A 23,104-nucleotide genomic window follows, 5' to 3' on the forward strand; every position below is an offset into this window, starting at 1 on the left:
AACGCTAGTATTTAAATTATTTCCGGCAAGCCGGCACGTCGGAAATATTCGCCAGATGAGGAGGGGTTTCGAAGTATGTTTTAGCGGTCAGCGAATAAATAACTATAAATATTGGCCGTTGCCACTTCCACCCCGGGCCGACGGCCGAGGCTGCCTGAGCTTCGGCGGGCGCTGCCGGCCTGCTGCTCCGTGCGCTATCCACCGCTGCCATTACATGCAGGGGAGGGCGAGCCACCGGCCGGGTAGCCGTCGACGGACTTGATGGTGCAGACGCGCGGAAGGCGCCCTGACCCCGGCGCGTAGCGGCGCCCGTCGCCAGGCGAGACGCGGCACGACCACCACGACGTCGTCATCGCTTCGCATGGCGCTGCCCTGGAGGCTGCCCAATAAGGGATGCCGACAGCGAAGGGCCTGGCATCGCAGCATCACCGGTAGCGTCTGCATAAACCATTCAAAGTGGGACGCTGGCGTGGTGCGGAATCGCCGCTATCCTCGGGTCGATGGGCACCAAGCAAAGCGACACCTTGATGGCGATGGACGGGACCGATCAGGGACTGCCGTATCGTGTCGTCGCCCGCCAGCTGGAGCCTCAACGCGTGGTGCTGGACACCTTGCAGGTGTGCGGGCACACGGTACCTCTGGCCAGCGCGCCCACTTTCGGCTCGCTGCAGAGCGCGCTGGAGATCGGCACCCGACTGGCAGAGCAGTACATCGACCAGTTGATCAGGAAGCAGGCGCTTGCGCGGATGGCACCGCAGCGACGGCCGCCGCACCGCCGCGCTTCCGAATAAGCGGCTTCACCGGCTTGCGGCGCGCCGCCGAATGCATGCGGCATGATCCTGGCAATGACGGGCTTACCGGGTCTTGGCCAACGCCGCCTTGGCGCGCGTTCCGGCGGCGGCGCCGACGCGCTGATCCAGGACCTGGGCGAGTGCGTTCAACTGCGCCGTGCTCACGCCGATGTTCATGCTGATCTTCAGATGTGAGAGCAATTGCGCTTCCACGCCCTCCAGTGCCGCCAGCATGCTCACCGTGGCCAATTCACGGCTCACCCAGTCCAGGTTGTCGCGCGCAAAGATGTCGCCGAACAGATGCGTCTTCAAATACGTATCGATGGTCGGCGCAAACTCGAACAGGGGTCCTGCCACCGGTGCGCCGGCCAATTGCGTCTGATTGGCAGTACCCAACGCAAGCAACGCCGGCCCGGTCGGCACCGGGCCCGGCAAGGTGCCGGGCGCATCGTCGAGGCCACGCTGGCGGCGCGCCTGGGTGACCTGCATCAATGCGGCAAGCGCATTGAGGCTGCGTGGAAAGCCGGCGTAGGCGTAGACCTGCACCAGCAGTTCCTTACAGTCGTTGACGCTCAGGCCGGCATCCAGGCCCGCGTTCAAGGCGCCGTCCAGGCGATCGATATCGCCGGTGGCGGCGAATGCAGCAATGGGGACGATGGCCTGCTGCCGGGCCGTGAGGCTGTCCGAGATGGGCATGGTGGTTGACTCCGGAAACTGCTGTCGCGGGGGAGGGGCAGGACACAGACCGCGGCCGCGATGAAGGGCGAGTCGCCACACGCGCGACCACTGCGTCGTGCCAGGCTGCCGTGGCTCTCCGCTAGATTTAGGGATAGACGCAGGCGATTCCAAGCGCCTGCGTCTGACCGTGCATGGGGTTTAGATAGGCGGCACGTCGATGCCGCATCAGGCATGCGTCGTCGCCGCGGCAAGCTGTTCGACGCTGGCCTGTCGCATCCGGATAAACGCGTCATCGGCGTGGAATGCATGCACTGAGGCGAGGACGTGTGGTTGTGGCGGCCTGTGAGCGGGCGTGCATCGGCACATGGCCATCGCAGCGCCAGGCACGCATCAGATCGACAGACCACCGATGTCAGCGAATCACATTCGCTGCCGATGTGCCCGATGGATGCTGCGTGCGGAGAACCGTGCACACGCTGCGCTGCATGCCATCGTCGTGGCAAGCACAGCGTCGGGCGCAGTCTCACCGCAAGCGACACTTCCGCAGCCAACAATCCGTCGTGTGCGCTGCAACGCCGAGCCCGACTGCGTGCGGGCCCCACGCATGGGGCTGCTGCTTGCGTGCATCGTGTCAGTGCAGATTCGCCAATATCATCCTGGTCGTCACATGCGAGCTGGCAGCATCGTGGGCACGTTTCGCCATCGTTCCCAATGAGTCCGCCATGAATGCAACCGCTGTCCCGACCCGTGATCGGGCCATCCATCCGTTCCATGCAGCCGTTCTCGGCGGTGTGTGGCCCTTGTTCCTGGGCACACTGCTCAGCGACTACGCCTACTGGAGCAGCTATCAGATCCAATGGAGCAACTTCGCTTCGTGGCTGTTGGTTGGCGCAATGGTGCTCACCACGCTTGCCTTGGTGGCGGCCATCGTTGGGCTGGTGCAAGGCAGCCGCAACGTGATCTATCTCATTGCACTGGTGGCAACGTGGATCGTGGGGTTCTTCGACGCCCTGCATCATGCGCGCGACGCCTGGGCCATCATGCCGGCCGCATTGGTGCTGTCGGGCATTGCCACCTTGTTCGCCCTGGTCGCTACCTGGGCCGGGCTGTCGGGTCTGCGCATGGGAGGTGCACGATGAGCCGCGCGACACGTGTTCTGGCGGTCACCGCCCTGGCTGCCGCCCTGGCTGCCTGCGGCAAGGCACCTGAGCTTGACCAACACGGCGCCGCGCCGCAATTGCCTGCACCCGACCGTGGCGTGCTGCCCGACATGACGATCGCCGAGCCCACCGCATGGGGCGAGCGCAAACCCACGGTTCCGGCGGGCTATCGCATCGCCGCCATCGCCACCGATCTGGGCATCCCGCGGCAAACGCTGGTGTTGCCGAACGGCGACATCCTGGTGGCCGAAGGCCGTGGCGGCGCTGCACCCAACCTCAAGCCCAAGGACATCATTGCCGGCCCGATCAAGGCCAAGGGCACCTCCAAGGCCAAGAGCGGTAACCGCCTCACGTTGTTGCGCGATGCCGACGGCGATGGCACCTATGAACTGAAGACCGTATTTGCCGACAAACTCAACGCGCCCTACGGGCTCGCGTTGATCGGCGACGCGTTGTACGTGGCCAACCAGGATGCGCTGGTGCGATTCGAGTATCGCGAGGGCCAGACCAAGGCCAGCGGCGCGCCGAGCAAGGTGACCGACCTGCCATCGGCCATCAACCACCACTGGACCAAGGCGCTGACCGCCAGTGCCGACGGACGCTACCTGTACGTGGCCATCGGCTCCAACAGCAACATCACTGAGCGCGGCATGGTCGCCGAAGTTGACCGCGCACAGGTGTGGCAGGTGGACGCAGCAACCGGCGCACACAAGCCGTATGCCACCGGTCTGCGCAACCCGACCGCACTGGCGATCCAGCCCGGCACCGGTGCGTTGTGGGCCGTGGTCAACGAACGCGATGAAATCGGCCCGAACCTGGTGCCGGACTATCTGACATCGGTACGCGAAGGCGGCTTCTATGGGTGGCCTTACAGCTACTGGGGCAAGAACGTCGACACCCGCGTCATGCCTCAGGATCCTGAAAAAGTGGCCTCCGCCATCGAGCCGGACTACGCCCTGGGCTCGCACGTCGCGGCGCTGGGCGTTGCGTTCTCGTCGAGCGCCCTGGGCGCGAAATTCGCAGACGGCGTGTTCGTCGGCGAACACGGCAGTTGGAACCGCGACCCGCCGGTCGGCTACAAGGTGGTGTTCGTGCCGTTCCGCGACGGCCGCCCGGCAGGCGAGCCAATCGACTTCGTCGCCGGATTCCATGGCGACGACGGCAAGACCCGCGGCCGCCCGGTCGGTGTCACGGTGGATCCGCGCGGCGCACTGATCGTGGCTGACGATCTGGCCAACATCATCTGGCGTGTCACGCCGGAGACCGCCGCCGCTGCACCCGCCACACAGTAAGTCACCGCCTGCAAGCCTGCCCGGCTCCGCAAGTAGCCGGGCAAGATGCAAGCGCTCCAGTAGGCGCGCGCCTGGGCAGGACGTAGTGTGTTTCGCTGCTGAAGTGCCTTTTCGCAGATGGTGCCGCAACGACAAGCCCACGGTTTCGGCTGCTTGTGGCGAGATGCTTAAATCGCAGTTGCATCGGCCCCATTCAAGGCGGCTGGCCGAGCACAACCGCGCTGACGGGGATGGGCATCCGCATCGCATTGACATACAGTGCCGGCCCCGCGCCGGCACTGCCGCGTGGGCGTCGGGCACAGGACATGGCCGGGCATTGCCATCCGGCTGAAACGTGCAACAAGGCGGCAACGACGGGACGACGTGCTGCCGATCGCCAAGGGTATTGTTGTAGATGGTGTTGAGATGTTTGATGGCGATCGGCGCCGGGCTGCTGTTGATGTCGCCGGCTGCTGCAGCAGAGATTGTTGGTCGGGCCACCGTCACGGATGGAGACACGATCACCTTGGCGCAACAACGCATCCGCCTGTGGGGGATCGACGCGCCGGAGAGTGCGCAGCAGTGCAGCGATCAGCTTGGGCGCCCGTGGCCGTGCGGTCGTCGATCCGCTGCCGCACTGGACAGCCATCTGACGGACAAGACCGTACGCTGTCAGCCGAAGGAGACCGATCGCTACGGTCGCACCGTTGCCGAATGCACGGTGCAGGGCCAATCGGTCAACCGCTGGATGGTACGTTCGGGCTGGGCCGTGGCCTATCGCCAGTACGCCACTGCGTTCGTCGCCGACGAGCGCCTCGCCCAGCAGCAACAGCGCAATCTTTGGCAAGGCAGCTTCCAGATGCCTGCCGACTATCGGCGCAACAAACGCAACCAGGTCGCGTCCCGCGTGCGGCCATCGCCGCCCGCACCGGGCCATTGCGCCATCAAGGGCAACATCTCCGGCAAGGGCAACAAGATCTTCCACGTGCCGGGCCAGCGCGACTATGCACGCACCAGCATCTCGGCGGCAAAGGGCGAGCGGTATTTCTGCTCGCCGCAGGAAGCGATCAATGCAGGCTGGCGCCGCGCAGCGCGCTGAGGGGCGGGGCAGTGTGGTCGCGCGCAGCCTGTTGCAGGGTTCGCGTCCTGCAACCCAATGCCTATCGCTGATGGCGGTTGCTGGCACTGCGTCGCAGCTGCGGCATGCTGTCTGCGCGGGCTCGGGAGCAACACCCAAGCCCCCTGCGCTTGCTGCGCACTGCCGTCATGCAATGGGTAACGCGTGCATGCCAGCGCCAGCGCACCGCCGTGGTCTACAGCCGCGCTCGCCTCGCGGTAAACGCAGTCGCGCATGGCGTTACCTGCAACATGGATCACCTCATCCGGTTTGTTAGCATCGCGCCATCCCCGTAGAGATGCCCATCCCCATGACGCAATTGCATGTGCCGGAGCCCGCGCTTTTTCTGCCTGGCCAGGGCGAGCCCTCGCTGCGCTGGGGCGTGCTGGGCCCCGGCGTCATCGCCTCGGCGTTCGTGGGCGCCATGCGCCGTAACACTGCGCAACGTCCGGTTGCGGTGGCCTCGCGCAGTGCCGAGCGTGCGCAGGCGTTTGCGAACGCCTGGGCAATGGACCGTGCGTACGATCGCTACGACGCCTTGGTCGAAGACCCGCATATCGATATCGTCTACGTCGCCACGCCGCATAGCGAACACCTCGAACACGGCCTGCTGGCGTTACGTGCCGGCAAGCATGTGCTGATCGAAAAGCCCATGACCACCTGCGCCGCCGATGCGCGCGTGCTGGTGGACGAAGCGCACGCGCGCGGCCTGTTCCTGATGGAGGCCATGTGGAGCAGATATCTCCCACACACCTCGGTGATCCGCAGGCTGCTGGCCGACGGGGCGCTTGGTGACGTACGGCATGTGTTTGCCGACCTGAGTCAGCACGGCCCCAGCGACCCCGCACACCGGCAACGCCGGCCCGAACTCGGTGGCGGCGCCTTGCTCGACCTGGGTGTCTACGCCGTGCAGTTCTCTTCCATGATCCTCGCGGCGCCCACCGCAATCACTGCGGTGGGAGCGCTCACCGAGACCGGTGTCGATGCCTTCTCGACCGTGGTGCTGTCGCATGGCGCGCATGCACAATCCACCCTGATCAGTTCCATCGTCGGACGCAGCAGTTCGCGTGCCTATGTCGCCGGCACCGAAGGCCGTATCGACCTGGCCGGCGATTTCCATAATCCGACCACGCTGCACATTGCCGGCAACCAGGATGCCGGCGCCGCCGTGGAATGGACCGACCCGACCGGCATCAAGGGTTATCAGGGACTGTCGTGGCAAGCCACAGCGGCTGCCCGTTACATCGGCCAGGGTTACACCCAATCGCCGCTGCATCCCCTGGATGAAGTGGTGCAGATCATGCACACACTGGACGTGGCACGCGCACAGGTGCAGGCCGCAAGTGCGGCTGGCGCAGCAGCCCTTTGAACCGCGGCGCCATGCAGCTTGCAGCGATGGCGGCGGGCGCCGAGGTTCACTCCGCGCCCGCCGCCTTCCTTACGGCAGATCGCACTTGATCTTGGCATCCACGTAATACGGCTTGGGGACGTCGGGGTTGGTGCTGGTCTTTTCGAACACCACTTCGAACGATGCCGGATCGGCCTTGCCCTGACGCGACGTACAGGCGTCCTGCAGCTTCTTCTTGACCGCCGCAATGCCCGCATCGCGGTTGGCGCCATCGGCGCTGTTGGTCAGGTTGGCGACCTCCGCCCAGGCCTGGGCGCTCAGGCCGAGCAGGCATCCAGCAAGCAACACACTGTGCAGTTGTTTCATACGATCTCCTTTGCGATGTCCGTGATGCACTGTCCTTGGAGACGCAACGGGTGCCCCGCTGCGCGCCGTCAGCATAGGCCGCGTGCGTTAACTGTCCGTCGGCGCGCCTCCGGGGATGAACTCCTCCGAATCATGCGCGTGCTGCGGTCAGCGCATGAGCGACACCGTCGCCCATGCCAGCACGATGTAACGCGTGGTCTTGGCGACAGCCACCAGCGGCAGGAAGACGCGCAATGGCTCACGCATGACGCCTGCAGCCAGTGTCAGCGGGTCGCCGATCACCGGCATCCAGCTCAGTAGCAACGACCACCTGCCGTACCGGCCATACCACGCCTGCGCACGCGCCAGGGCGGCCGGTTTGACCGGAAACCAGCGTCGCGCCTGAAAGCGCACCACCTCGCGCCCGATCCACCAGTTGATGAGCGAGCCCAGGACGTTGCCCAGGCTCGCCGCCGCAACCAGCCCCACCACCGAGCCGCCATCCAGCAACAAGGCCGCCAACGCCGCTTCCGATTGCGCAGGCAGCAGGGTAGCGGCGATCAACGACAGGGCAAACAGCGAAAGGTACGTCAACGATGACCTGTAGCGGGTGGAGGCGGCTTGAGTGTATCGACGTCCACCGCCAGCGGCCTGGCAATGACTGCTTCCGCAATCGCCCTGGCAGCTGCGGGTGCTGACTGGAGGCGGCGTCGCGGGACTTCGGCGGCGATGCGGCGCATGCCGGGCGAACCAGGCAACCGGCAGGGCAGGGCGCTGCGAGAATCGCCGGTTGCGCAGTGGCCAGCTGCACACGGGTGACACGCCGCGTGTAGGACCCGTTCGCGAGCAACGCGGCCCTCCCGACCAGATGGTCCATGTCTGGCAGTGCCTGCGTCAGCCGGTGCACACCGCACCGCGAGGTTCTGCCTCGCTTGCATGCAGCAGCGAGCCTGACCAGCCGTCACAGCAAGGCAAGCTGCCCCACCGCATTGCGCACGCTCTTCTTGGTCATGCGCACCACCGAGCGGTGGATGGTCATGCCTTCGATCAAGGCATCGATCGCGCTTGCAGCGGCCTTGGAAAAATGCAGCTCCAGCGCTGACCGGCTACGTGCCATCCACTGCTCCATGATCGCGGTCATCTCCGGATGACGGCGCGCAAACGCATACAGCTCATAGCTGAGCAGCAGCACCCGCGGGGACGCCGTGCCATCGGCAAAGATGATGTTCACCACCGCATCGCAGGCTTGGTCGCGGTTCCTGGCAGCGCGGATTTCGGCGGCAAAGTTGCTGGAGACGTCCTGCGAAAAGCGCGTAAAGGCGGCAATCAACAGTTCGTGCATCGAGCCGAAGTAGTAGGTGGTCGCACTCAGGGGCACCTGCGCCTGCTCGGCGACCTTGCGGAAGGTGGTGCCGGCCACGCCATGCTCCACGATCACCTGCAGCGCGGCCAGCTCGATGTGTTCTTTCCGGTTTGGATCCTGGCGCCAGGTTCTGCCGCTCATCTGCATCCACGCACGTATCGACCGCCGTGATGGTAATCGAGAGTTGACTCGCCAATTGGTACGGATGTACAAATTGGCGCAATCGGCTTCCGCGCCTGACGCGGAGGCTCCCCGGATGGCATGACGTAGCGTTACCTTGAGAGGAACAGGCATGAGCGATTGCGAACAACACCCCATCGATATCGGGCGCAGGCTGACCCTGGGTGGCCTGGCTGCCGGCAGCGTGGTCATGGCGACCGGTGCAGGCGCAGCAGCGCGCAGCCGCTGGCAGCAGGGCAGCTGGCTCAATGCGCCCAGGCAGCATCGCGTGCTGGGCGACGACGTGCTCGAGGTCGTGACCGACAAGGGCACGGACTTCTGGCGTGAGACGCACTACGGCTTCACGCGCGACAGCGGGCATTTTCTCGGCTTCGCGGCGCCGGCCGCATTCACCTGCCAGCTACGCATTCGCGGCAGGTTCGATCAACTCTACGACCAGGCCGGTATCATGATCCGTGCCAACGAACGCCAGTGGGTCAAGGCTGGCATCGAGCTCAGCGACGGCCGCGCCATGCTCAGCAGCGTGCTCACTGATGGCAGGTCGGACTGGGCCACCGGTCCTTACGAGGGAGACCCGTCCGACTTCTGGATGCGCGCCACCGTCGAAAAGGGCGTGCTGCGTCTGCAGGCGTCCAGGGACGGCATCTACTGGCCGCTGGTTCGGCTTTGCCCGTTTCCGGTCGCCGCAAGTTATCTGGCTGGGCCGATGACCTGCACGCCGGAACGCGAAGGCTTGAAGGTGCAGTTCTCGGACTGGCAACTCGGCCCGGTGCTGGGCAAGGAACTGCACGATCTGTCGTGAGACATGCACTGCCAGCGCGATAGGCACGCTCCACAACGGGCAGAGTAGGGCGGCGACGCCTGCAGCCACCGTCGAGGCGCATCATCGGTGCGATGTGGGTAGCGCCCTTGCGAGGTACATGCCAGCGGCGGGATGAGTCGTACGCGCCACCGTGGACGCGCTCGCCGCAGACCTCGCGGCCTAGCCCAGCCAGGCCGAGCAATCGGTCTTGCTGCCGCACAGGGTCCTGGCCTTCTCGTGCACTCGTGCCATCACCGCAGCGCCTTGCGCACGATGTTGCTTGCTCCAGGCTTGCAGGGATGCGCCGACAGGGTCGAAATGCCTGCGGTTGTTGCGCAGATAGCCGTCGGGCTGCTTGGCCAGATCGCCGAGCACCTGGATGGCAACTGATTCGATGCCCGGTGCATCGTCCGGGCTGAGCCGGATCATGGCATCCAGGTAAGGCATGCCTCGCTGTATCAGAGTGCCTTCGCTACCTGGGGCTTCGTACGCCTTCTTGAACCAAGACAACGCGGTCTTGCGGTCGCCGCGTTCCTCGGCCAGATGGCCCAGGTAAGGCATGTAGAACGAAGGGGTCTTGCTGCGCCCCAGCTCGGCCAGCAGCACCTGTTCGGCGCCGCTGTTGTCGCCCACGTCGACCAGCAGGTCGACAGCCGCCTCGATGGTGGACTGACGCTCCTCGGCCGTCTTTGCCGTTGCCAGCGCCCACTGAACGCGCTGATGCACGGTGTCGACCACGTCGGCGGGCAGGGGAGGCTGCGGCCCGGTCGCCTCCGATGCTGCGGGTTGTCCCTGGGCCAACCGTGCGAGGTCGACTGCTGCAGATGCGGTGCGCAAGCGGTCCACGATCGGCAGCGTGGGGTCGGCGTAGGCCTGCGCCAATGCCGCATTCCATGCCTGGGACAAGGCGGCGCGCTCGCCTGCATCGTCGGTGGCGGCGGCCACCAGCGTGGCGGCATACGCGTTCAGTACGTGCAGGTTGGCGCGTACATCCGCCGGGTCTGCGATCACGGCCTGCAGCAATGCGTGCGTTGCCGCAGAGGCCACCGGCTTCTGTTTGCCGACAAGAACCGCCAACAACCCGAAGCGCCGTTGCAGATGCGGCTCCGGCGCTGTCTTTGCCAGCGTGGCGAGCACGCCGGGGGCGTCCTTGGCATCGACCAACTGGTTGTCCAGCAGCCAGCCGTAATTGCTCAGCAACGCCCATTGATCCGGCTTCAGCGATGCCGGAGTCTTCAACGCTGCGTCCAGCAGCTGCTTGGTGCCGGTCGGCAACTGGGTCGCTGCGCGCAGGCTCTGGATGAGCTGGGCCGTAGTGGTGTCGCCGATCACCCGGGTGATTTCGCTGCCATCCGCACGCAGCATGATCATGGTCGGATAGCCCTTGACCCCAAAGCGCTCACCAGCGGCCTGCGCCTCCTCCAGGTCTCCATCCAGGTGCACCGCTACGAACTGCTGCGCCTGCGCAATGAACGCCGGATCCTTGAACGTGGTGGCCTTGAGGCGATTGCAAGGCGGGCACCACACCGCACCCCAGTACATCAGGAGCGGCTTGCCGGTCTTCCGGGCTTCTTCAAAGGCTTTGTCGACATTGCCTTCCTGCCACTGGATGCTGGCCGGCGCCTGCGCTCGCGCAGTTGTAGGCGGGGAGGGCGCCGCTGACGCCGCGGGTTTTTCGCATGCAGTCAGCGTCGCAAGGACAGCCGAGAGCGTCATCAGTGCCAGGGACCGCGAACGAAGGGACAGTGCCATGCAACGCCTTTGCCTGAAGGAGACGGTTGCACGCGTCATCATGCAGCCCGGAACGCTGCGCCGCGTGCACCGGCACTGTCACTTCCTTCGATTTCTTGAAGGCCCGGCAATGCGAACTGCTGTCACGCCAGGCGCAATCCTGGTCGAAAGCGCGTTTGTCGTGGCGGATTGATTCAGGGTGTCCGGCATTCAACACGGCACGGGCGATGCCTAGGCGTCAAAGATAGCGGACAGCTTCTCAGACGCTTCCGCCAAACGCGTTCCAACCAGAACAGCGCGTGCTGACGAGGCTGGGCACCTTCGAAGTGTTCAATTATCTCAATCGGCACCGCACGCGCGTGTCCATGACGCACACCGACTACGCCGTGGTGCTCAAGGAGGGCAAGGTGAGCCAGTTCGGCCCGGGGCAGGTGAGACGGGATGGGCTGCATTCGTGGTGATCGATGGAGTGACGCGCTAACGGGCCGACCTGATGGCTGGATGGCGTAGCGGGCTGGCACCCGGCGTGATTGCCATGTCCGGGATTGGGGCCAGGAGTGTTGCTAGCAGGCTGAATGCTGTACCTGACTGCGGCAGCGGCTTGATCGAATCCGTAGCAGCTAAACTGCAGGTAGCTCATGGCACCTTGACGGCGATTTGTTAGACGAAATCCCGAGCGATCATTAGATTCGACGTAGATGCGTCCAGCGCTTGTGGCGTGAATGGGGCGCCGACTGTCTCGCTTTCTGTCTGAATTTTTGTGGCGAGATGCGTCTTGGAAAAGAAACGCCTGGGTCAGGTGGACGCCAGGATCACTCGGCGAGCGGCCATGCACTGCTCTTGTATGAGTCTGGGGGTGTGAGCTCGATGACGGGCAAGCTCACCCCCAACCGTTGCCGGACCTTTGCCAGCGCAGCGGTATCGGCTTTGATGAGAAGACGTTGTCCGCGTGCGGACGCCGCCAGATCGGAACTACTGTGGTCAGCCCACATGAAGTCTAGTCTGCTCACGCCGCATGGGCATCGGGGGCCAGCGATGCGCAGCGTGGTGCCAGGCGCGCCGGATCCTTTCGGCACACTCTTCAACTGGAACACGAGCTCGATCACCCTGTCGTCTGGGGACGGCGACACATGGCGGCTGGCCAACCGGAATCCGGATTGCTCATACGATTCGATGTAGGCGCGTTCCAGCGCCCACATCGACATGCCGAGATGAGTCCACTCTGGGAGGATGGGCCGACCTTCCGGGACCTGATGTGACGTGCTGGCATGATGCACTGCGTTGACGGAAGGATAATTTTGCGCGGCGGATGGGTGATTCATCAGTAGCCCCAGGGTCAGGGCAGCGATAAGGATCGATCGACGGGCTTGCATGTTGCGGTCTCCGGTACTTGGGACATCTTGCATCCGATATGAATTCAATGGCCGCCGCCCGGTGGGCGGCCATTGCTTAGTCGCGCCGCACCACCAGCACAGCCTGCAACTTGTAACCGTTAATATCCCAGTCGTCGAAAATGTCGGTGCCGGTAGGCAGCCAGTCAACAAACTTCATTTCGCATAATGTATATTATGTAAAAATGGGCGCTCACTCCACATGCAGCAATGTGCGGCGGCCACCAAACAATAATGAAGCCAAGTGGCTCACCGGCGCAGCACGAACACGCATTGCGCTGCTTTATCCGGATACGCGCACGCCGTTTTTGAGGGAAGTGCTGGTTGCCCCCTCAATGCTGCCAATGCTCGCGACACGCAGCTCATGGTGCGCGACGCCTCCGTTATAGGAGTCAACGATGCCGATGTCCTGGTGACCCAGGCGCTCGCTGCAGGCGCCGAAGCTCTGTTGCTGATACCTCGATTTGCTAAATTGCTCGCAGGCTGCAGCAGCAGGATTGCTCAATGACATACATGCCGTCAGGATCGACAACAAATGCGCAGCCGATGAGCTGACGATCCACCTGATCGCACTGGGGCACCGAGAGATTACCTTCATCACCGGACCGACAGGCCGTCATCAGGCCATGACGATAGCGGCGAACGCCTGGCCGGCTACCGGCACGGTCGTGCACCAGCCAATCCAGGAGATGGCAACCACTGCAGTCGATGTACTGCTGGATGCGGTCACCGAACCGATGCCACCGGCCTGGCGCGAGGCGGCACATCCGCATTCGCTGTTTCTGCGCAGCTCCGCGGTCGCGCCTTGATACAGACCAGTGCCCTCCCCCTTTTTACTATGCCTTCTACCACCATGCCCGCATCGCCCAACGCGCAACAACACGCCACGCGTGCTGCATTCTTCTTGCCGGGCTTCATCACTGCCGTGTGGGCCACCATCGTGCCTTTCGCGAAGACGCACGCAGGCCTCGACGATGCCGCACTTGGGGTGGTGCTGCTCTGCCTAGGCACCGGCTCGCTCATCGCCATGCCGCTCGCCGGCGCGCTGGCCGCAAAGCAGGGCTGTCGAACCATCATGGTCTTTACCACGGTGGTGATGCTGGCGCTGCTGCCAATGCTTGGACTTGCGAACGGCGCGTTCTGGCTTGGAATAACCCTGTTCTTCTTCGGCGCCGCAATCGGTGCGATGGACTGCACCATGAACATCCAGGCCGTTGCTGTCGAGCGCGCCAGCGGTCGCACGATGATGTCCGGGTTCCACGCGTTTTACAGCATAGGCGGCTTCGTTGGCGCCGGTGCCATGACGCTCATGCTGGCCGCAGGTGTTGCACTGCTGGCCACGACACTGCTGGCGGTTGCGACGATGGCCGTGCTGACGGCAGTGGCTGCTCGTTACTGGCGTTCGGACACGCTCGAACACGCCGGGCCGACGTTTGCGGTGCCCAGCGGGATCGTGCTGCTGATCGGTCTGCTGGCTTTCGTGGCATTTCTGGCAGAGGGCTCGGTCCTGGACTGGAGCGCGGTATTCCTGGCCGAGACACGGCATGTCGCCCCAAGCCACGCAGGTCTGGGATATGTGGTGTTCTCGTTATCGATGACCATTACCCGGCTTTTCGGGGACTCTCTGGTCGAACGCCTGGGGCGCACCTCATCGATCATGGTGGGTGGCCTGATAGGCGCTGCTGGCTTCCTGATCGCGACGCTGGTCTCTGTCTGGCAGGTGTCGCTGGTCGGATACGGGCTTATCGGTGTGGGATGCGCCAACATCGTGCCGGCGTTGTTTTCGATGGCCGGATCGCAACGATCAATGCCTGGAAGCATTGCGATTCCTGCGGTGACAACGCTTGGCTACGCAGGGGTGCTGGCCGGGCCGGCGTTGATCGGATTTGTTTCGCACAGTGCCGGCTTGATCACGGCGCTGATCGGAGTTGCAATCGCACTGCTGGCGGTGGCTGTCGCCGCACCTTTGCTCAGCAGGCTGGCAAAGTAGACGTCCCTGGCCTTCCTCCCTACCCGCGTCAACAACGACGGCCGGGCCTCGGCACGTCTGCCCCGCTTGTCGCAGGAACGCGATGCGGCAGAAACTCCGTCTGCCTGCAGCGCATTCCACGCAAGCCGCCCGGCATCGCATCACCCATCAACACAGGGGCCGGCTGCGGGCACTGCAACGATCAGGCACGTGCAGCAATCGCCGTGACAGCGTCGGCCAACGCCAGCAGATGACTGGCCGGTGTAAAGGCCTGCGGCGTCACGCCAATGCAGCAGCCGCTGGCGAGGTCGCTGCGCACGACAGTGAAAATGCCGAATTCGTCCTGCAAGGATGCCTGCAGCGCGCTGACCGCTGCTTTCGAACTGCGACCTCGCAGGCGAAATCCGCCCACGCCCGATGCATTGCTGGCGTCTGCGGCGCCAAGGATTTCCACCGCATCTGACGCATCCAGTCGCGATACCCTGACATCCGCGGCGAGCTCATCCAGCGGTTTCGGCGATCGGGGGATGTTGGAGGGAATGTCGGTCGCTCCCGTTTCGGAGAGCATCGATGAAACGGCGAGCGAAGCGGAAAACTTCAAGAAATCTCTGCGCTTTCGCATGTGACCCTCTCAGCCAAAGGTTGATCCAACCACTGCAGCGTCGCGTCAGTTGCTGCTGACGCCCCGCAGCTGCCATGCATGGGCCACGTCTTGTGAACCCGTGCTCCATCGACGCCGAGATCCCTGTGTGCTGCCAGGTGATCGTCTCGACTTGCCATCGCCTGGCAGCTCAATCAAAACGTCAGGGCGGCGCGCATGAATACGGTGCGTCCGCTGAAGCCGAAGGGCGATGTTGCGTTGTAAGGATGCATCCCTGCGTTATCCGAACCGTTGCTGCCCGCCGCGACGCTTGCCGCCGTGGAGGCAATATTTTCGTCGGGATAGATATCGAACAGATTCTGTGCGCCCAGGCTGACACGCAGTGCGGGCGTTACCTGTGCGGACAGTTCAAGGTCGGTGATGATCTTCGGAGAAAACGTTTGAATCACATCGTAGGTGCTGGCAGAGGCGGCGACCAGGCGGGTGTCGTAGCCGGGCGTGAGCGCGGCCACCTGTGCTGCGTTCCTGGCCGTCATCGCAACCGTGGAGACCTTGCCGTAGCGCGTATTCGTCATGCTGGCCGCAACGCGCCCATGCGTGTAGTTCAGGTTGAACATCAGCTTGTCCCGCGGCAGGCTGTCGGAGTAGCGCAGCTGCTGGGTCAAGTCGAACAGTGGCGTTGTAATGCCTAACGCGGCGATCGGCGCGGGGGTGCCGGCAATCTGATCGAACTCGGTCTTGTTGTAGTTGCCGGCAAACGTGCCGGTCAGAACGGAGCCCTCATCGAAGACGCGTCGGTAGTTGATCACCAGGTCCAGGCCGCGGGTGGTCGTATCCACCGCATTGGTCAGGAAGGAGATCGCGGCAAAGCCGGATTGGCCATTGGCGGTTAGATAGCTGGTGAGGCGAGCATCCTGAAACGTCGAGGAAATCGCGATGCGATCACGCAGCTCGATGTGGTAGGCGTCCAACGATGCGGACCAGTTGCCGTTCTGAAAGACCGTGCCCAGCGACACGTTGCGGGACGTCTCCGGCTTCAGATCGGAGGCTCCGGCCAGGCGCGCGGCTGGCGTATCCACTGCAGCCACCCGCACGATCGCCTGCGATCCGTTGAGTATCAGCGTATTGGAGGCGTTGTAGCCGGATTGCGCCAATGCCGGTGCCCGAAAGCCGGTGTTGTATGACCCGCGCAGTGCCACCAGAGCATTGAGTTCCACACGGGCGGCCACCTTGAAATTGGTGGTGTCGCCGAAATCGGAATAGTGTTCGTGGCGCGCGGCAGCGTTCAACAGCAGGCGATCGATCGGCGAATGTTCCACCTCGGCGTAGACAGCCTGGCTGCGTCGGTCAAGGTCCGCAGTGTCATCCGGCCCGTTGCTGGGACCAGGCTGCGCACCCGGGATCGATGGGCGACCGATATTCGGGCCGTCCAGGATCGGGATGCCGCCGTTGATGTAGCCTTCCTCGGCGCCGGTGAACAGACGGTACCTCTCGTAGCGGTATTCCGCACCCAACGCCAGCCGCAATGGATTTGCCTGCCCCAGGGCGATCTCACGATTCAGATCCAGATTCGTGGTCCATTGATCGAACTCGGCGCCGTTGCGGTAGAAGCGCGTCGGCGACTGGGCGCCGAGCGATACATTGACGCTGTTGGCATAGGTCAGGTCCTGTGTGTTGTTGCCGTAGACCGTCGAAAGATCCCAGCCGAATCCGGCCAGGTCGTGCCCGCGCAGCCCTGCAGCGAGCGAGGTATTGTCGATGGCGGTATCCAGCGTCGGGCTGTAGCCATCGGGATGGATCGCACGAACGGTCTCGTCCTGCCCTGCGCGCCTGAAGAAGTAGGTAATGTCGCCATCCAGTCGGTTGTGGCCGCCGAACGAATACATCTCCACCGCATCGGACACCGGCATCACCAGGTTGTAGAACAGCTGACGATTGGTGCTGGGCTGTGTGCCCAGGAACGCGGCTCCATCGCGGTCGAAGCGTGCCTCGCGCGGGTCGCGCGTTCCATTGGCGCGCGTCAGGCCGATGCCGGACCCGAAGTTGCCGGATGGCGTCACCAACGCGCCAGTGGCAGTCGTGCCGAAGTACTGTTGACGAGTGTCCGGGCGCGATCGATCGGTGGCACCGATGTCCTGGATTGCCGCTGTCACGCGCAGCACGCCTTCGGAGCCGATCCGAAACCCGGTACCGGCGGCGACCTCATAGGTGTCGCCATCGCCTCGCGCAGTGGTCTGGTAGGTCGTGTGCGCGGTGCTCTGCAGCGAACGGTCCAGGCTCAGGTTGATGACTCCGGAAATCGCATCCGAGCCGTATTGGGCCGCCGCGCCGTCGCGCAGCACTTCGACGCGAGACAGCGCCAGCGATGGAATGGCATTGAAGTCGATCGAGATGTCGCCGCGGCCGATGCCATTGCTCGCGTTGAGATCGGCCGAGGTATGGCGACGCTTGCCATTGATCAGCACCAGCACTTCGCCCGGCCCCAGGCCACGCAACGAAGGCGGCATCAGGTAATCACCCGCACCGGACGCGATGGGACGCGGGATGTTGAAACTGGGCACTTCACTCTTGAGCATCTGCAGCAGGTCGACGCGCCCGTTACGCTCCAATTCCTCACGCGACACCAGATCTACCGGCGTCAGCGACTCGGTCAGCGACCGCCCCCCGAAGCGGCTGCCAACGCTCACTAGGACCGCGTCCAGCTCCTTATCGACCGAGCCGGCCCGGGCTGCGCCCAGTTCCTGCGCAGCGCCCGGCGTTGCCGCGATCAATCCCACCGACAGAACACCTACCGCGCGTAAAGCCTGAGGTTGCACGACTTTCCCCAATGAAATATTAGGTTATATCGTAACAATAAGTGTCGCAGCGCGGTGCGGCTCAGCCCGCTGTCGGCGTACGCGCTGCGTCTGTAGCTGCAACTTGCTCGTCGGAGGCCGCAGTGCGCTGACGCTGTCCCGGGGCGAGATTCTGCAGTTGGGTACGCATTCCTCCCGGCACGGAGCCATGCCGTTATTTTTTGCTGTCATTCGGTAGAGCGCGCCCTGCTCTTCCGCGTTGTGGAGTGCATCGTGCAGCTCGTCCCGCCCATGGGCGACACACGCGCCAGTCTGATTGTCGGCCGTCGCGCAATACTGAATTTCCGGGCGCCTCGAGGGGGTTTCTCAAACACTTGCGTACGACCATCCCGTGAGAACCATCAGATGACCCACGTAGTAAAAATAAAACGCGCTGCGTGTGCGTGGCACGGGAATGCGCAGGCGTGCAAGCGTCAGCAACGGTATCGCCAGCAGTGCCCAGAAATTACCGTTGATGAAAAACAGCGAGGACACCGGCAGCACCAGCAACAAGAGCGCTGACACGCCTTTCGGCAATCGCCAGTGCCATGGATTGCGCCAGTACACCCAGCCGCCCAGCACCACTGCCAGGCCGCTCCATTGGTAATCGACTGCCACCGGCGCCAGCACGGCGCACACCGTCAGAAATACCCAGCGACGGCGCTCGATGCTGAGAATGCAGACCGCAGCCAATGCAAAGGACAGCAGGACATCGAGCGTAAACACCGTCTGCGTCGCGATCGCGGCTACTGGCATGGCGACCAGGCCCCACACGAACAAGCGCTTGACCGACTTTTCGACATCGGCATCGGGCTGCGCGAGGTTGTAGGCCAGAACCAACGCAAACAGCGGGAACGCGACGCGCCCCAACTCGGTCACGACCGGCACGTAACCAATTCCCAGGATCTTGAGCGCGTGGTCGCCGGTCATGAAGAGGGCAGCCAGCCATTTCAAGAATTCACGGCCGCCGCTGGTCATTGCGGCGGTTCGCCGTGCCGGTTCGGCTGCGTGCGTGAGCGCGCCAGCGAGGGGCTTCGTCGCCCCGCCCCATCGTCAGGTGTTCGGCGGAACGGGAGACGGCGCACGATCATTCGCCACTCCGTCGCAGCGTACCCTTGTCCTCCTGCAGCTCCCGCTTGAACGGCACATCCGGTGGCGGCCTTGCAGTGGCTGGTTGGTCGTTGAGGTTCGGGTCGCTCAGGCCGCAGCCGCCGCCGAATTGCAGCAGCGACACCACGCAACTGATCTTGGTGGTGGTGCCCGGGATCGGGATCTCGATCTTTTTCAGGCCGCGGCGCACCCATTCCTGCAGCAGCGTCTGGTTGGGCATCCAGTACTTGTCCAGCGAGGTCGGCGTGTAGCCGTACGGCGGCCGTTTGAGCCAGGTGCCGCCCTGGGCGATCTGGTCGCGGGTCCAGGTGTCGGTGTCGCTGCCGGGCGGCCCGCGATCGCCAGCGCCGCTGCCGGCATCGCCGGTCCCGGCCACGCGGACGCTGCCGTCGCTATTGAACATGCCATCGCGCCGACCATTGCCGCCGGTGGTTTCGCCGCGGCGGTTGCGGTCGGATTTGCTCCAGTCGTCTGCATTGGCGGCGACATCCCATCCGCCGCTGCGGTCGGCAGGCTTCGGGCCGGCATTGCGGTCGGCTGCCGGCTTAGCTGCTGACGATGCTGCCGAGCTGCTGGAACGCTCGGGCTGAGAGGGATTGGCCTGCGACTGCGCTGCCGCTTGCACCGATTCTGCGGCGGCGGCTATCTGCCTCGGGGAAGCATCGGCAGGCGCCGCTTGCGCCGCAGGTGCCGCCGCCACAGGCGCAGGCGTAGGCGCCGGTTCCGGCACGCTCGGCAACTCTGCGGTGCGCACCGCGACGTCGGGCATGCGCACCGCCGGTGCTATCTCGCGCACGCGTGCGGCCGGCGCCGGCACTTGTGGGCGCTCGGGTATGACGACGTCGCGCTCGCGCACCGTTGGCGCATCGGCAGTGCGCACCGCCACTTCGGTAGCAGGACGTTTCAGTTCGCGAACCTGCGGGCGCTCGGTCACTGTCTGGATGTCGCGTTGACGGACCTCGACCTGCGGCGCCGCGCGTTCGATGGCACGCGGCGTCAGCGTGATCGTTGGTGGCGGTGGCACGACAAACTCGTTGGTGGCCACCGGCGTTTCGGTCACTTGCAGCGGGGATTCGATCGTCACCGGCGGTACCTGCACGGTCACTTGCGGAACATCCGCGGTCACCGGTTCGCTGACCGCATCCGCCGGCTCCGGCGCCTCGTTTTGCATCTGTGCCGTACTGGAGCTTTCGACCGGATCGGCAGCCGGCTGCGCCTGCGTCGGCGATGGAGTTGGTTCGCCCGCTGCCACCGATGCATCTGCTTGCGCTGAAGCAGACGCCGTAGCCGGTGCCGCAGATCCAGGTTGCCCCGCACCACCGCCCTGCTCCACCGCGCCATCGCCAATGAAGGTCATGCGTACCCGCGATTCATCGCCAGGCTTGGTGTCATCCGGCGCCCAGCGCACGATGACCACCCAGACGAGCAGCGCAACGAAACCGAGGTGGATCAGAAAACTGCCGAGCAACGCCAACCAGTGCTGCCGACGCTGATCTTTCGGACGCGGGTCCCAGTGCTGCCACCACAGGCTGCGAAATGCCTGGAACGGCGACAGGATGGCTGCGCCGCTCACCTCGCGCTGCGACGGCTGTGCCCGTGCCAGCAGCACATCCGTCAGCTGGTCATCGTTGAACGACGCAGCGACATGTGCGCGGTTGCCCATCCAGATACCCCAGCCATATGGCAGGCCGGTACGCCGATCCAGAATGAGCTTGCCCGGCATGCGCGCGCGCAGTGCCTGCAGCAGATCGGCAGCCGTTGTCACCGGTGGCGCGGAATCAGGCCGCGCTGTCGCGCGGAATGTACGGGGCGTCGCCGGTGGCGTGATCGGTGGCATCGCGCACCGCGATCACGCCGGGTACGCGTCCCATCAGCGTCTTCTCGATACCCTGCTTGAGGGTGACATCGGCCATGCCGCAGCCGTGACAGCCGCCGCCGAAACGCAGCAGCACCACGCCATCGGCCGAGACTTCCTGCACCGCCACGCGTCCACCATGCGATGCCAGCTGCGGGTTGATCTCGTTCTCCACCACCCAGCGCACGCGCTCTACCATCGAGGCCGACTCCGCCGGTGCCTCGCCCTTGATCTTGGGCGCCTTGATGGTGAGCTGCTGATTGCCGGTGGACTGGGTGACGTAGTCGATCTCGGCGCCATCCACCCACGGCACGCTGGCCGCCACGACATACAAGGTGAAGCCATCGCAGTCGATGGCCCACTCGTCGCCGCTCAGGTCCGCCGGTTCGGCGAACTCCAGCCGGGCATCGGCGCGCGGGGTTCCCGGGTCCACCGCGCTCAGGCGCACGCCCATGCCGGGCACGCCTTCGCGTTCGATGAGCTTGCGGAAATAGGTCTGGGCTTTGTCGGATATCTGGATCATGCGGGTTATTCTACCGCTCAATGCGCCCTCGCTCATGGAACACCGTGATCCTGGCGGGTGCGCCGTCCGCCACCCCTGCGAGACCGTCATGACCGATCTGATTCCCCTGGAGCAGGCCCATTGCCTTCCGCGCAAGGGCAGCGATCACAAGCTTGGCGAAGCACGCCTGGCCGAGCTGCTGCCGCAGGTTCCCGGCTGGGAGCTGAGCGAAGCCGGCACGGCCATCACCCGCACGTTCCGCTTCGCCGACTATTACCGCACCCTGGCCTTCGTCAACGCGCTGGCCTGGATTGCGCATCGCGAAGACCATCACCCCGACCTGGGCGTGCACTACGACCGGGTCGTGGTGCGTTATTCCACCCACGACGTGGGCGGCCTGAGTGAAAACGACTTCATCTGCGCGGCCAAGACCGCGCAACTCTACGATCAGGGAGTCACTGCATGACCATGTTTCGCGCTGCGCTCGCCGGCCTGTGCCTGACGGCCGGCCTCAGCGGCTGCGGCAAAGCTCCGCAACAGGCCACCACCCCTACCGTGGCCCCCACCGAGCTTGCCGCCATAAAGACGCCGCCGCCCGAATATGCGCCCGAGCTGGCCTGCGCCGGCGTCGGCGGCACCACCGTGCTCCGGGTGGTCGTCGGGACCGAAGGCACGCCGACCGATGTGTCGGTGACGCAGGGCAGCGGCCAGCCGGTGCTGGACGAGGCCGCCCAGAAGCGCGTGCGCGAGTGGAAGTTCAAGGCCGCCACCCGCAACGGGCAGCCGGTGCCACAGACCATCCAGGTGCCGGTCGCGTTCAAGCCACCGGTGCCGCGCCCGGACGAGTGCTTCGCCATCGAAGAACGCGCACGCCGCGGCAGCTGAACCCCGCAGGCCGCCCTGCCGCAGGGGCTGATCGGCGGCGGGCGCAGGCGCTCGCTGCCGCCTATACATGAGGGATCGCGCCCATGGGCCTTGCCCGGCGTTCATGTCCCGCACGGTCGCCTTCGACAGCACGCGTTCGTCATCCGTGGATGGCCATCCTGCTGCCGCCAGCGACCGCGCACGTGACGTGCCTGCCGCAGGAGCGCTTTCCATTCCACGAGGTCGTCGCATCGCATGCTTGAGGTGTCATCACAGAACGTCTGGACCGCGCTGGCGGTTACGTTGGCCGCAGGACTGGCCACGGGTCTTGGCAGCCTCATGGTGGTGTTCGCCAAAAAGCCCAATCCGCGGCTGCTCGCGTTCGGGCTGGCCTTCGCCGGCGGTGCGATGGTGTATGTGTCGCTGTCGGAAATCCTCAACAAGTCGATCGCGGCGTTTTCCAGCGCCTACAACGACAAGCTGGGTTTCACCTTCGGCACGTTGACCTTCCTGGGCGGCATGCTGTTGATCATGGCGATCGACCGACTGGTGCCCAACCCGCACCAGAGCCTGTCCACGGACGACCCGCAGTTCCGCGACGACAACCGTGCCTACATCCGGCGCGTTGGCCTGATGACTGCGATTGCGATCACGGCGCATAACTTCCCCGAAGGTCTGGCGACGTTTTTCGCCACCCTGGAAAGCCCGGTAGTGGGCATGCCGCTGGCGTTCGCCATCGCCATCCACAACATCCCTGAAGGCATCGCGATCGCGGTGCCGGTGTACTTCGCCACACGCAACAAGTTCTATGCCTTCGGCGCCAGCCTGCTGAGCGGACTGGCCGAACCCATCGGCGCGGGTATCGGCTATCTGGCCTTGTCCAATGTGTTGTCCGACGCCGTGTTCGGTGCGGTGTTCGGGCTGATCTCCGGGGTGATGGTGTTCCTGGCACTGGACGAACTGCTGCCGGCCGCCAAGCGCTATGCGCAGGGCCACGAGACCGTCTACGGCCTGGTCTCGGGCATGGGCACGCTGGCAATCAGCCTGGTGTTGTTCCGCTTCGCGACGCCTTGAGCGCGGGGTAGGCGATCGAGCACTGCCACGCCGCCGGGTGCCTTGGGCAAGGATCGAAACGTGGCGTTCGCAGCGCACAGGAAGACGGTCCACCCGCGCTGACGGCCGGCCACTTCGG

General features: G+C 64.5%; 23 protein-coding genes. 12 read left to right on the plus strand and 11 right to left on the minus strand.

Annotated features, from left to right (window positions below; genetic code table 11):
- Positions 1-500: 500 nt before the first annotated feature.
- Positions 501-791 (plus strand): hypothetical protein, encoded by a 291-nt coding sequence (locus ACCQ12_RS10215; RefSeq protein WP_052210042.1) that lies wholly within the window; start codon positions 501-503, stop codon positions 789-791.
- 63 nt (positions 792-854) lie between these two features.
- On the opposite strand, the gene ACCQ12_RS10220 is transcribed toward ACCQ12_RS10215, so the two are convergent.
- Positions 855-1,487, minus strand: a complete 633-nt coding sequence (locus ACCQ12_RS10220) for a carboxymuconolactone decarboxylase family protein (RefSeq protein ID WP_166748597.1) — start codon at positions 1,485-1,487, stop codon at positions 855-857.
- Positions 1,488-2,191: 704 nt separating this feature from the next.
- Between ACCQ12_RS10220 and ACCQ12_RS10225 the strand changes: the two genes are divergently transcribed.
- The 4 genes from ACCQ12_RS10225 to ACCQ12_RS10240 all read left to right on the plus strand — a co-directional run bounded on the left by ACCQ12_RS10225 (position 2,192) and on the right by ACCQ12_RS10240 (position 6,386).
- On the plus strand, positions 2,192-2,608 hold the full coding sequence (locus ACCQ12_RS10225) for a hypothetical protein (protein WP_039413927.1): 417 nt from the start codon (positions 2,192-2,194) through the stop codon (positions 2,606-2,608).
- Positions 2,605-3,921, plus strand: coding sequence for a PQQ-dependent sugar dehydrogenase (locus tag ACCQ12_RS10230; protein WP_166748599.1), 1,317 nt, complete (start codon positions 2,605-2,607; stop codon positions 3,919-3,921). Before ACCQ12_RS10225 ends, ACCQ12_RS10230 begins: the two co-directional genes overlap by 4 nt.
- Before the next feature lie 394 nt (positions 3,922-4,315).
- Positions 4,316-4,999 (plus strand): thermonuclease family protein, encoded by a 684-nt coding sequence (locus ACCQ12_RS10235; protein WP_506191672.1) that lies wholly within the window; start codon positions 4,316-4,318, stop codon positions 4,997-4,999.
- A gap of 328 nt (positions 5,000-5,327) precedes the next feature.
- Positions 5,328-6,386, plus strand: a complete 1,059-nt coding sequence (locus ACCQ12_RS10240) for a Gfo/Idh/MocA family protein (RefSeq protein ID WP_372383514.1) — start codon at positions 5,328-5,330, stop codon at positions 6,384-6,386.
- Positions 6,387-6,455: 69 nt separating this feature from the next.
- Here the strand turns inward: ACCQ12_RS10240 and ACCQ12_RS10245 are convergent, their stop codons facing one another.
- The 3 genes from ACCQ12_RS10245 to ACCQ12_RS10255 form a co-directional block, all read right to left on the minus strand.
- Positions 6,456-6,731 carry a hypothetical protein gene (locus tag ACCQ12_RS10245; RefSeq protein ID WP_039414552.1) on the minus strand — a complete coding sequence of 92 codons (276 nt, stop codon included), beginning with the start codon at positions 6,729-6,731 and terminating at the stop codon, positions 6,456-6,458.
- A 147-nt stretch (positions 6,732-6,878) separates the two neighbouring features.
- The gene (locus ACCQ12_RS10250) at positions 6,879-7,304 is read right to left on the minus strand and encodes a YqaA family protein (RefSeq protein ID WP_166748602.1); all 426 of its coding nucleotides are present in this window, start codon (positions 7,302-7,304) and stop codon (positions 6,879-6,881) included.
- A 367-nt stretch (positions 7,305-7,671) separates the two neighbouring features.
- Positions 7,672-8,214 (minus strand): TetR/AcrR family transcriptional regulator, encoded by a 543-nt coding sequence (locus ACCQ12_RS10255; RefSeq protein ID WP_372383515.1) that lies wholly within the window; start codon positions 8,212-8,214, stop codon positions 7,672-7,674.
- Between the two features lie 229 nt (positions 8,215-8,443).
- Between ACCQ12_RS10255 and ACCQ12_RS10260 the strand changes: the two genes are divergently transcribed.
- Complete coding sequence (locus ACCQ12_RS10260) at positions 8,444-9,055, plus strand: DUF1349 domain-containing protein (protein ID WP_260214987.1); 612 nt, start codon at positions 8,444-8,446, stop codon at positions 9,053-9,055.
- A 180-nt stretch (positions 9,056-9,235) separates the two neighbouring features.
- Here the strand turns inward: ACCQ12_RS10260 and ACCQ12_RS10265 are convergent, their stop codons facing one another.
- Positions 9,236-10,807, minus strand: a complete 1,572-nt coding sequence (locus ACCQ12_RS10265) for a thioredoxin family protein (RefSeq protein ID WP_372383516.1) — start codon at positions 10,805-10,807, stop codon at positions 9,236-9,238.
- A gap of 278 nt (positions 10,808-11,085) precedes the next feature.
- On the opposite strand from ACCQ12_RS10265, the gene ACCQ12_RS10270 reads away from it, so the two are divergent.
- Positions 11,086-11,247: a hypothetical protein gene (locus tag ACCQ12_RS10270; protein WP_184384527.1), complete on the plus strand. Its 162-nt coding sequence runs from the start codon at positions 11,086-11,088 to the stop codon at positions 11,245-11,247.
- A gap of 351 nt (positions 11,248-11,598) precedes the next feature.
- Here ACCQ12_RS10270 and ACCQ12_RS10275 read toward each other — a convergent pair whose 3' ends face one another.
- Entirely contained in the window at positions 11,599-12,159 is a 561-nt protein-coding gene (locus ACCQ12_RS10275) for a hypothetical protein (protein ID WP_372383517.1), read from the minus strand.
- 515 nt (positions 12,160-12,674) lie between these two features.
- Here ACCQ12_RS10275 and ACCQ12_RS10280 point away from each other — a divergent pair.
- Both ACCQ12_RS10280 and ACCQ12_RS10285 read left to right on the plus strand, forming a co-directional pair.
- Positions 12,675-12,986: a type 1 periplasmic-binding domain-containing protein gene (locus tag ACCQ12_RS10280; protein WP_372383518.1), complete on the plus strand. Its 312-nt coding sequence runs from the start codon at positions 12,675-12,677 to the stop codon at positions 12,984-12,986.
- Between the two features lie 29 nt (positions 12,987-13,015).
- Entirely contained in the window at positions 13,016-14,167 is a 1,152-nt protein-coding gene (locus ACCQ12_RS10285; protein WP_372383519.1) for an MFS transporter, read from the plus strand.
- A gap of 181 nt (positions 14,168-14,348) precedes the next feature.
- On the opposite strand, the gene ACCQ12_RS10290 is transcribed toward ACCQ12_RS10285, so the two are convergent.
- The 5 genes from ACCQ12_RS10290 to ACCQ12_RS10310 form a co-directional block, all read right to left on the minus strand.
- Positions 14,349-14,747, minus strand: a complete 399-nt coding sequence (locus ACCQ12_RS10290) for a hypothetical protein (RefSeq protein WP_372383520.1) — start codon at positions 14,745-14,747, stop codon at positions 14,349-14,351.
- A 194-nt stretch (positions 14,748-14,941) separates the two neighbouring features.
- A complete protein-coding gene (locus tag ACCQ12_RS10295) occupies positions 14,942-17,524 on the minus strand; it encodes a TonB-dependent receptor plug domain-containing protein (protein WP_372383521.1) in 2,583 nt (860 codons plus the stop codon).
- Positions 17,525-17,908: 384 nt separating this feature from the next.
- The gene (locus ACCQ12_RS10300) at positions 17,909-18,559 is read right to left on the minus strand and encodes a TraX family protein (RefSeq protein ID WP_047695110.1); all 651 of its coding nucleotides are present in this window, start codon (positions 18,557-18,559) and stop codon (positions 17,909-17,911) included.
- Positions 18,560-18,668: 109 nt separating this feature from the next.
- Entirely contained in the window at positions 18,669-20,456 is a 1,788-nt protein-coding gene (locus tag ACCQ12_RS10305; protein ID WP_372383522.1) for a transmembrane repetitive protein, read from the minus strand.
- A 13-nt stretch (positions 20,457-20,469) separates the two neighbouring features.
- Positions 20,470-21,069: an NfuA family Fe-S biogenesis protein gene (locus ACCQ12_RS10310; protein WP_039409117.1), complete on the minus strand. Its 600-nt coding sequence runs from the start codon at positions 21,067-21,069 to the stop codon at positions 20,470-20,472.
- A gap of 88 nt (positions 21,070-21,157) precedes the next feature.
- Here ACCQ12_RS10310 and ACCQ12_RS10315 point away from each other — a divergent pair, with 88 nt between their 5' ends.
- The 3 genes from ACCQ12_RS10315 to zupT all read left to right on the plus strand — a co-directional run bounded on the left by ACCQ12_RS10315 (position 21,158) and on the right by zupT (position 22,986).
- A complete protein-coding gene (locus ACCQ12_RS10315; RefSeq protein ID WP_039409115.1) occupies positions 21,158-21,514 on the plus strand; it encodes a 4a-hydroxytetrahydrobiopterin dehydratase in 357 nt (118 codons plus the stop codon).
- The gene (locus tag ACCQ12_RS10320) at positions 21,511-21,933 is read left to right on the plus strand and encodes an energy transducer TonB (protein ID WP_104580677.1); all 423 of its coding nucleotides are present in this window, start codon (positions 21,511-21,513) and stop codon (positions 21,931-21,933) included. The genes ACCQ12_RS10315 and ACCQ12_RS10320 overlap by 4 nt, the downstream gene beginning before the upstream one ends.
- A gap of 234 nt (positions 21,934-22,167) precedes the next feature.
- Positions 22,168-22,986, plus strand: a complete 819-nt coding sequence (gene zupT, locus ACCQ12_RS10325) for a zinc transporter ZupT (protein WP_039409112.1) — start codon at positions 22,168-22,170, stop codon at positions 22,984-22,986.
- Positions 22,987-23,104 lie beyond the last annotated feature (118 nt).

The organism is Xanthomonas sp. NCPPB 1068 (assembly GCF_041479385.2).
In the GTDB taxonomy this organism is placed as follows: domain Bacteria; phylum Pseudomonadota; class Gammaproteobacteria; order Xanthomonadales; family Xanthomonadaceae; genus Xanthomonas; species Xanthomonas cannabis.

Excerpts from the sequence above, each read along its gene's own strand:
- ACCQ12_RS10265 (WP_372383516.1), bottom strand. The coding sequence starts at position 10,807 with ATGGCACTGTCCCTTCGTTCGCGGTCCCTGGCACTGATGACGCTCTCG.
- ACCQ12_RS10260 (WP_260214987.1), top strand. The coding sequence starts at position 8,444 with ATGGCGACCGGTGCAGGCGCAGCAGCGCGCAGCCGCTGGCAGCAGGGC.
- ACCQ12_RS10230 (WP_166748599.1), top strand. The coding sequence starts at position 2,605 with ATGAGCCGCGCGACACGTGTTCTGGCGGTCACCGCCCTGGCTGCCGCC.
- ACCQ12_RS10245 (WP_039414552.1), bottom strand. The coding sequence starts at position 6,731 with ATGAAACAACTGCACAGTGTGTTGCTTGCTGGATGCCTGCTCGGCCTG.
- ACCQ12_RS10235 (WP_506191672.1), top strand. The coding sequence starts at position 4,316 with ATGGTGTTGAGATGTTTGATGGCGATCGGCGCCGGGCTGCTGTTGATG.
- ACCQ12_RS10300 (WP_047695110.1), bottom strand. The coding sequence starts at position 18,559 with ATGACCAGCGGCGGCCGTGAATTCTTGAAATGGCTGGCTGCCCTCTTC.
- ACCQ12_RS10320 (WP_104580677.1), top strand. The coding sequence starts at position 21,511 with ATGACCATGTTTCGCGCTGCGCTCGCCGGCCTGTGCCTGACGGCCGGC.
- zupT (WP_039409112.1), top strand. The coding sequence starts at position 22,168 with ATGCTTGAGGTGTCATCACAGAACGTCTGGACCGCGCTGGCGGTTACG.
- ACCQ12_RS10240 (WP_372383514.1), top strand. The coding sequence starts at position 5,328 with ATGACGCAATTGCATGTGCCGGAGCCCGCGCTTTTTCTGCCTGGCCAG.
- ACCQ12_RS10275 (WP_372383517.1), bottom strand. The coding sequence starts at position 12,159 with ATGCAAGCCCGTCGATCGATCCTTATCGCTGCCCTGACCCTGGGGCTA.
- ACCQ12_RS10255 (WP_372383515.1), bottom strand. The coding sequence starts at position 8,214 with ATGAGCGGCAGAACCTGGCGCCAGGATCCAAACCGGAAAGAACACATC.
- ACCQ12_RS10310 (WP_039409117.1), bottom strand. The coding sequence starts at position 21,069 with ATGATCCAGATATCCGACAAAGCCCAGACCTATTTCCGCAAGCTCATC.
- ACCQ12_RS10220 (WP_166748597.1), bottom strand. The coding sequence starts at position 1,487 with ATGCCCATCTCGGACAGCCTCACGGCCCGGCAGCAGGCCATCGTCCCC.
- ACCQ12_RS10225 (WP_039413927.1), top strand. The coding sequence starts at position 2,192 with ATGAATGCAACCGCTGTCCCGACCCGTGATCGGGCCATCCATCCGTTC.
- ACCQ12_RS10285 (WP_372383519.1), top strand. The coding sequence starts at position 13,016 with ATGCCTTCTACCACCATGCCCGCATCGCCCAACGCGCAACAACACGCC.
- ACCQ12_RS10315 (WP_039409115.1), top strand. The coding sequence starts at position 21,158 with ATGACCGATCTGATTCCCCTGGAGCAGGCCCATTGCCTTCCGCGCAAG.
- ACCQ12_RS10215 (WP_052210042.1), top strand. The coding sequence starts at position 501 with ATGGGCACCAAGCAAAGCGACACCTTGATGGCGATGGACGGGACCGAT.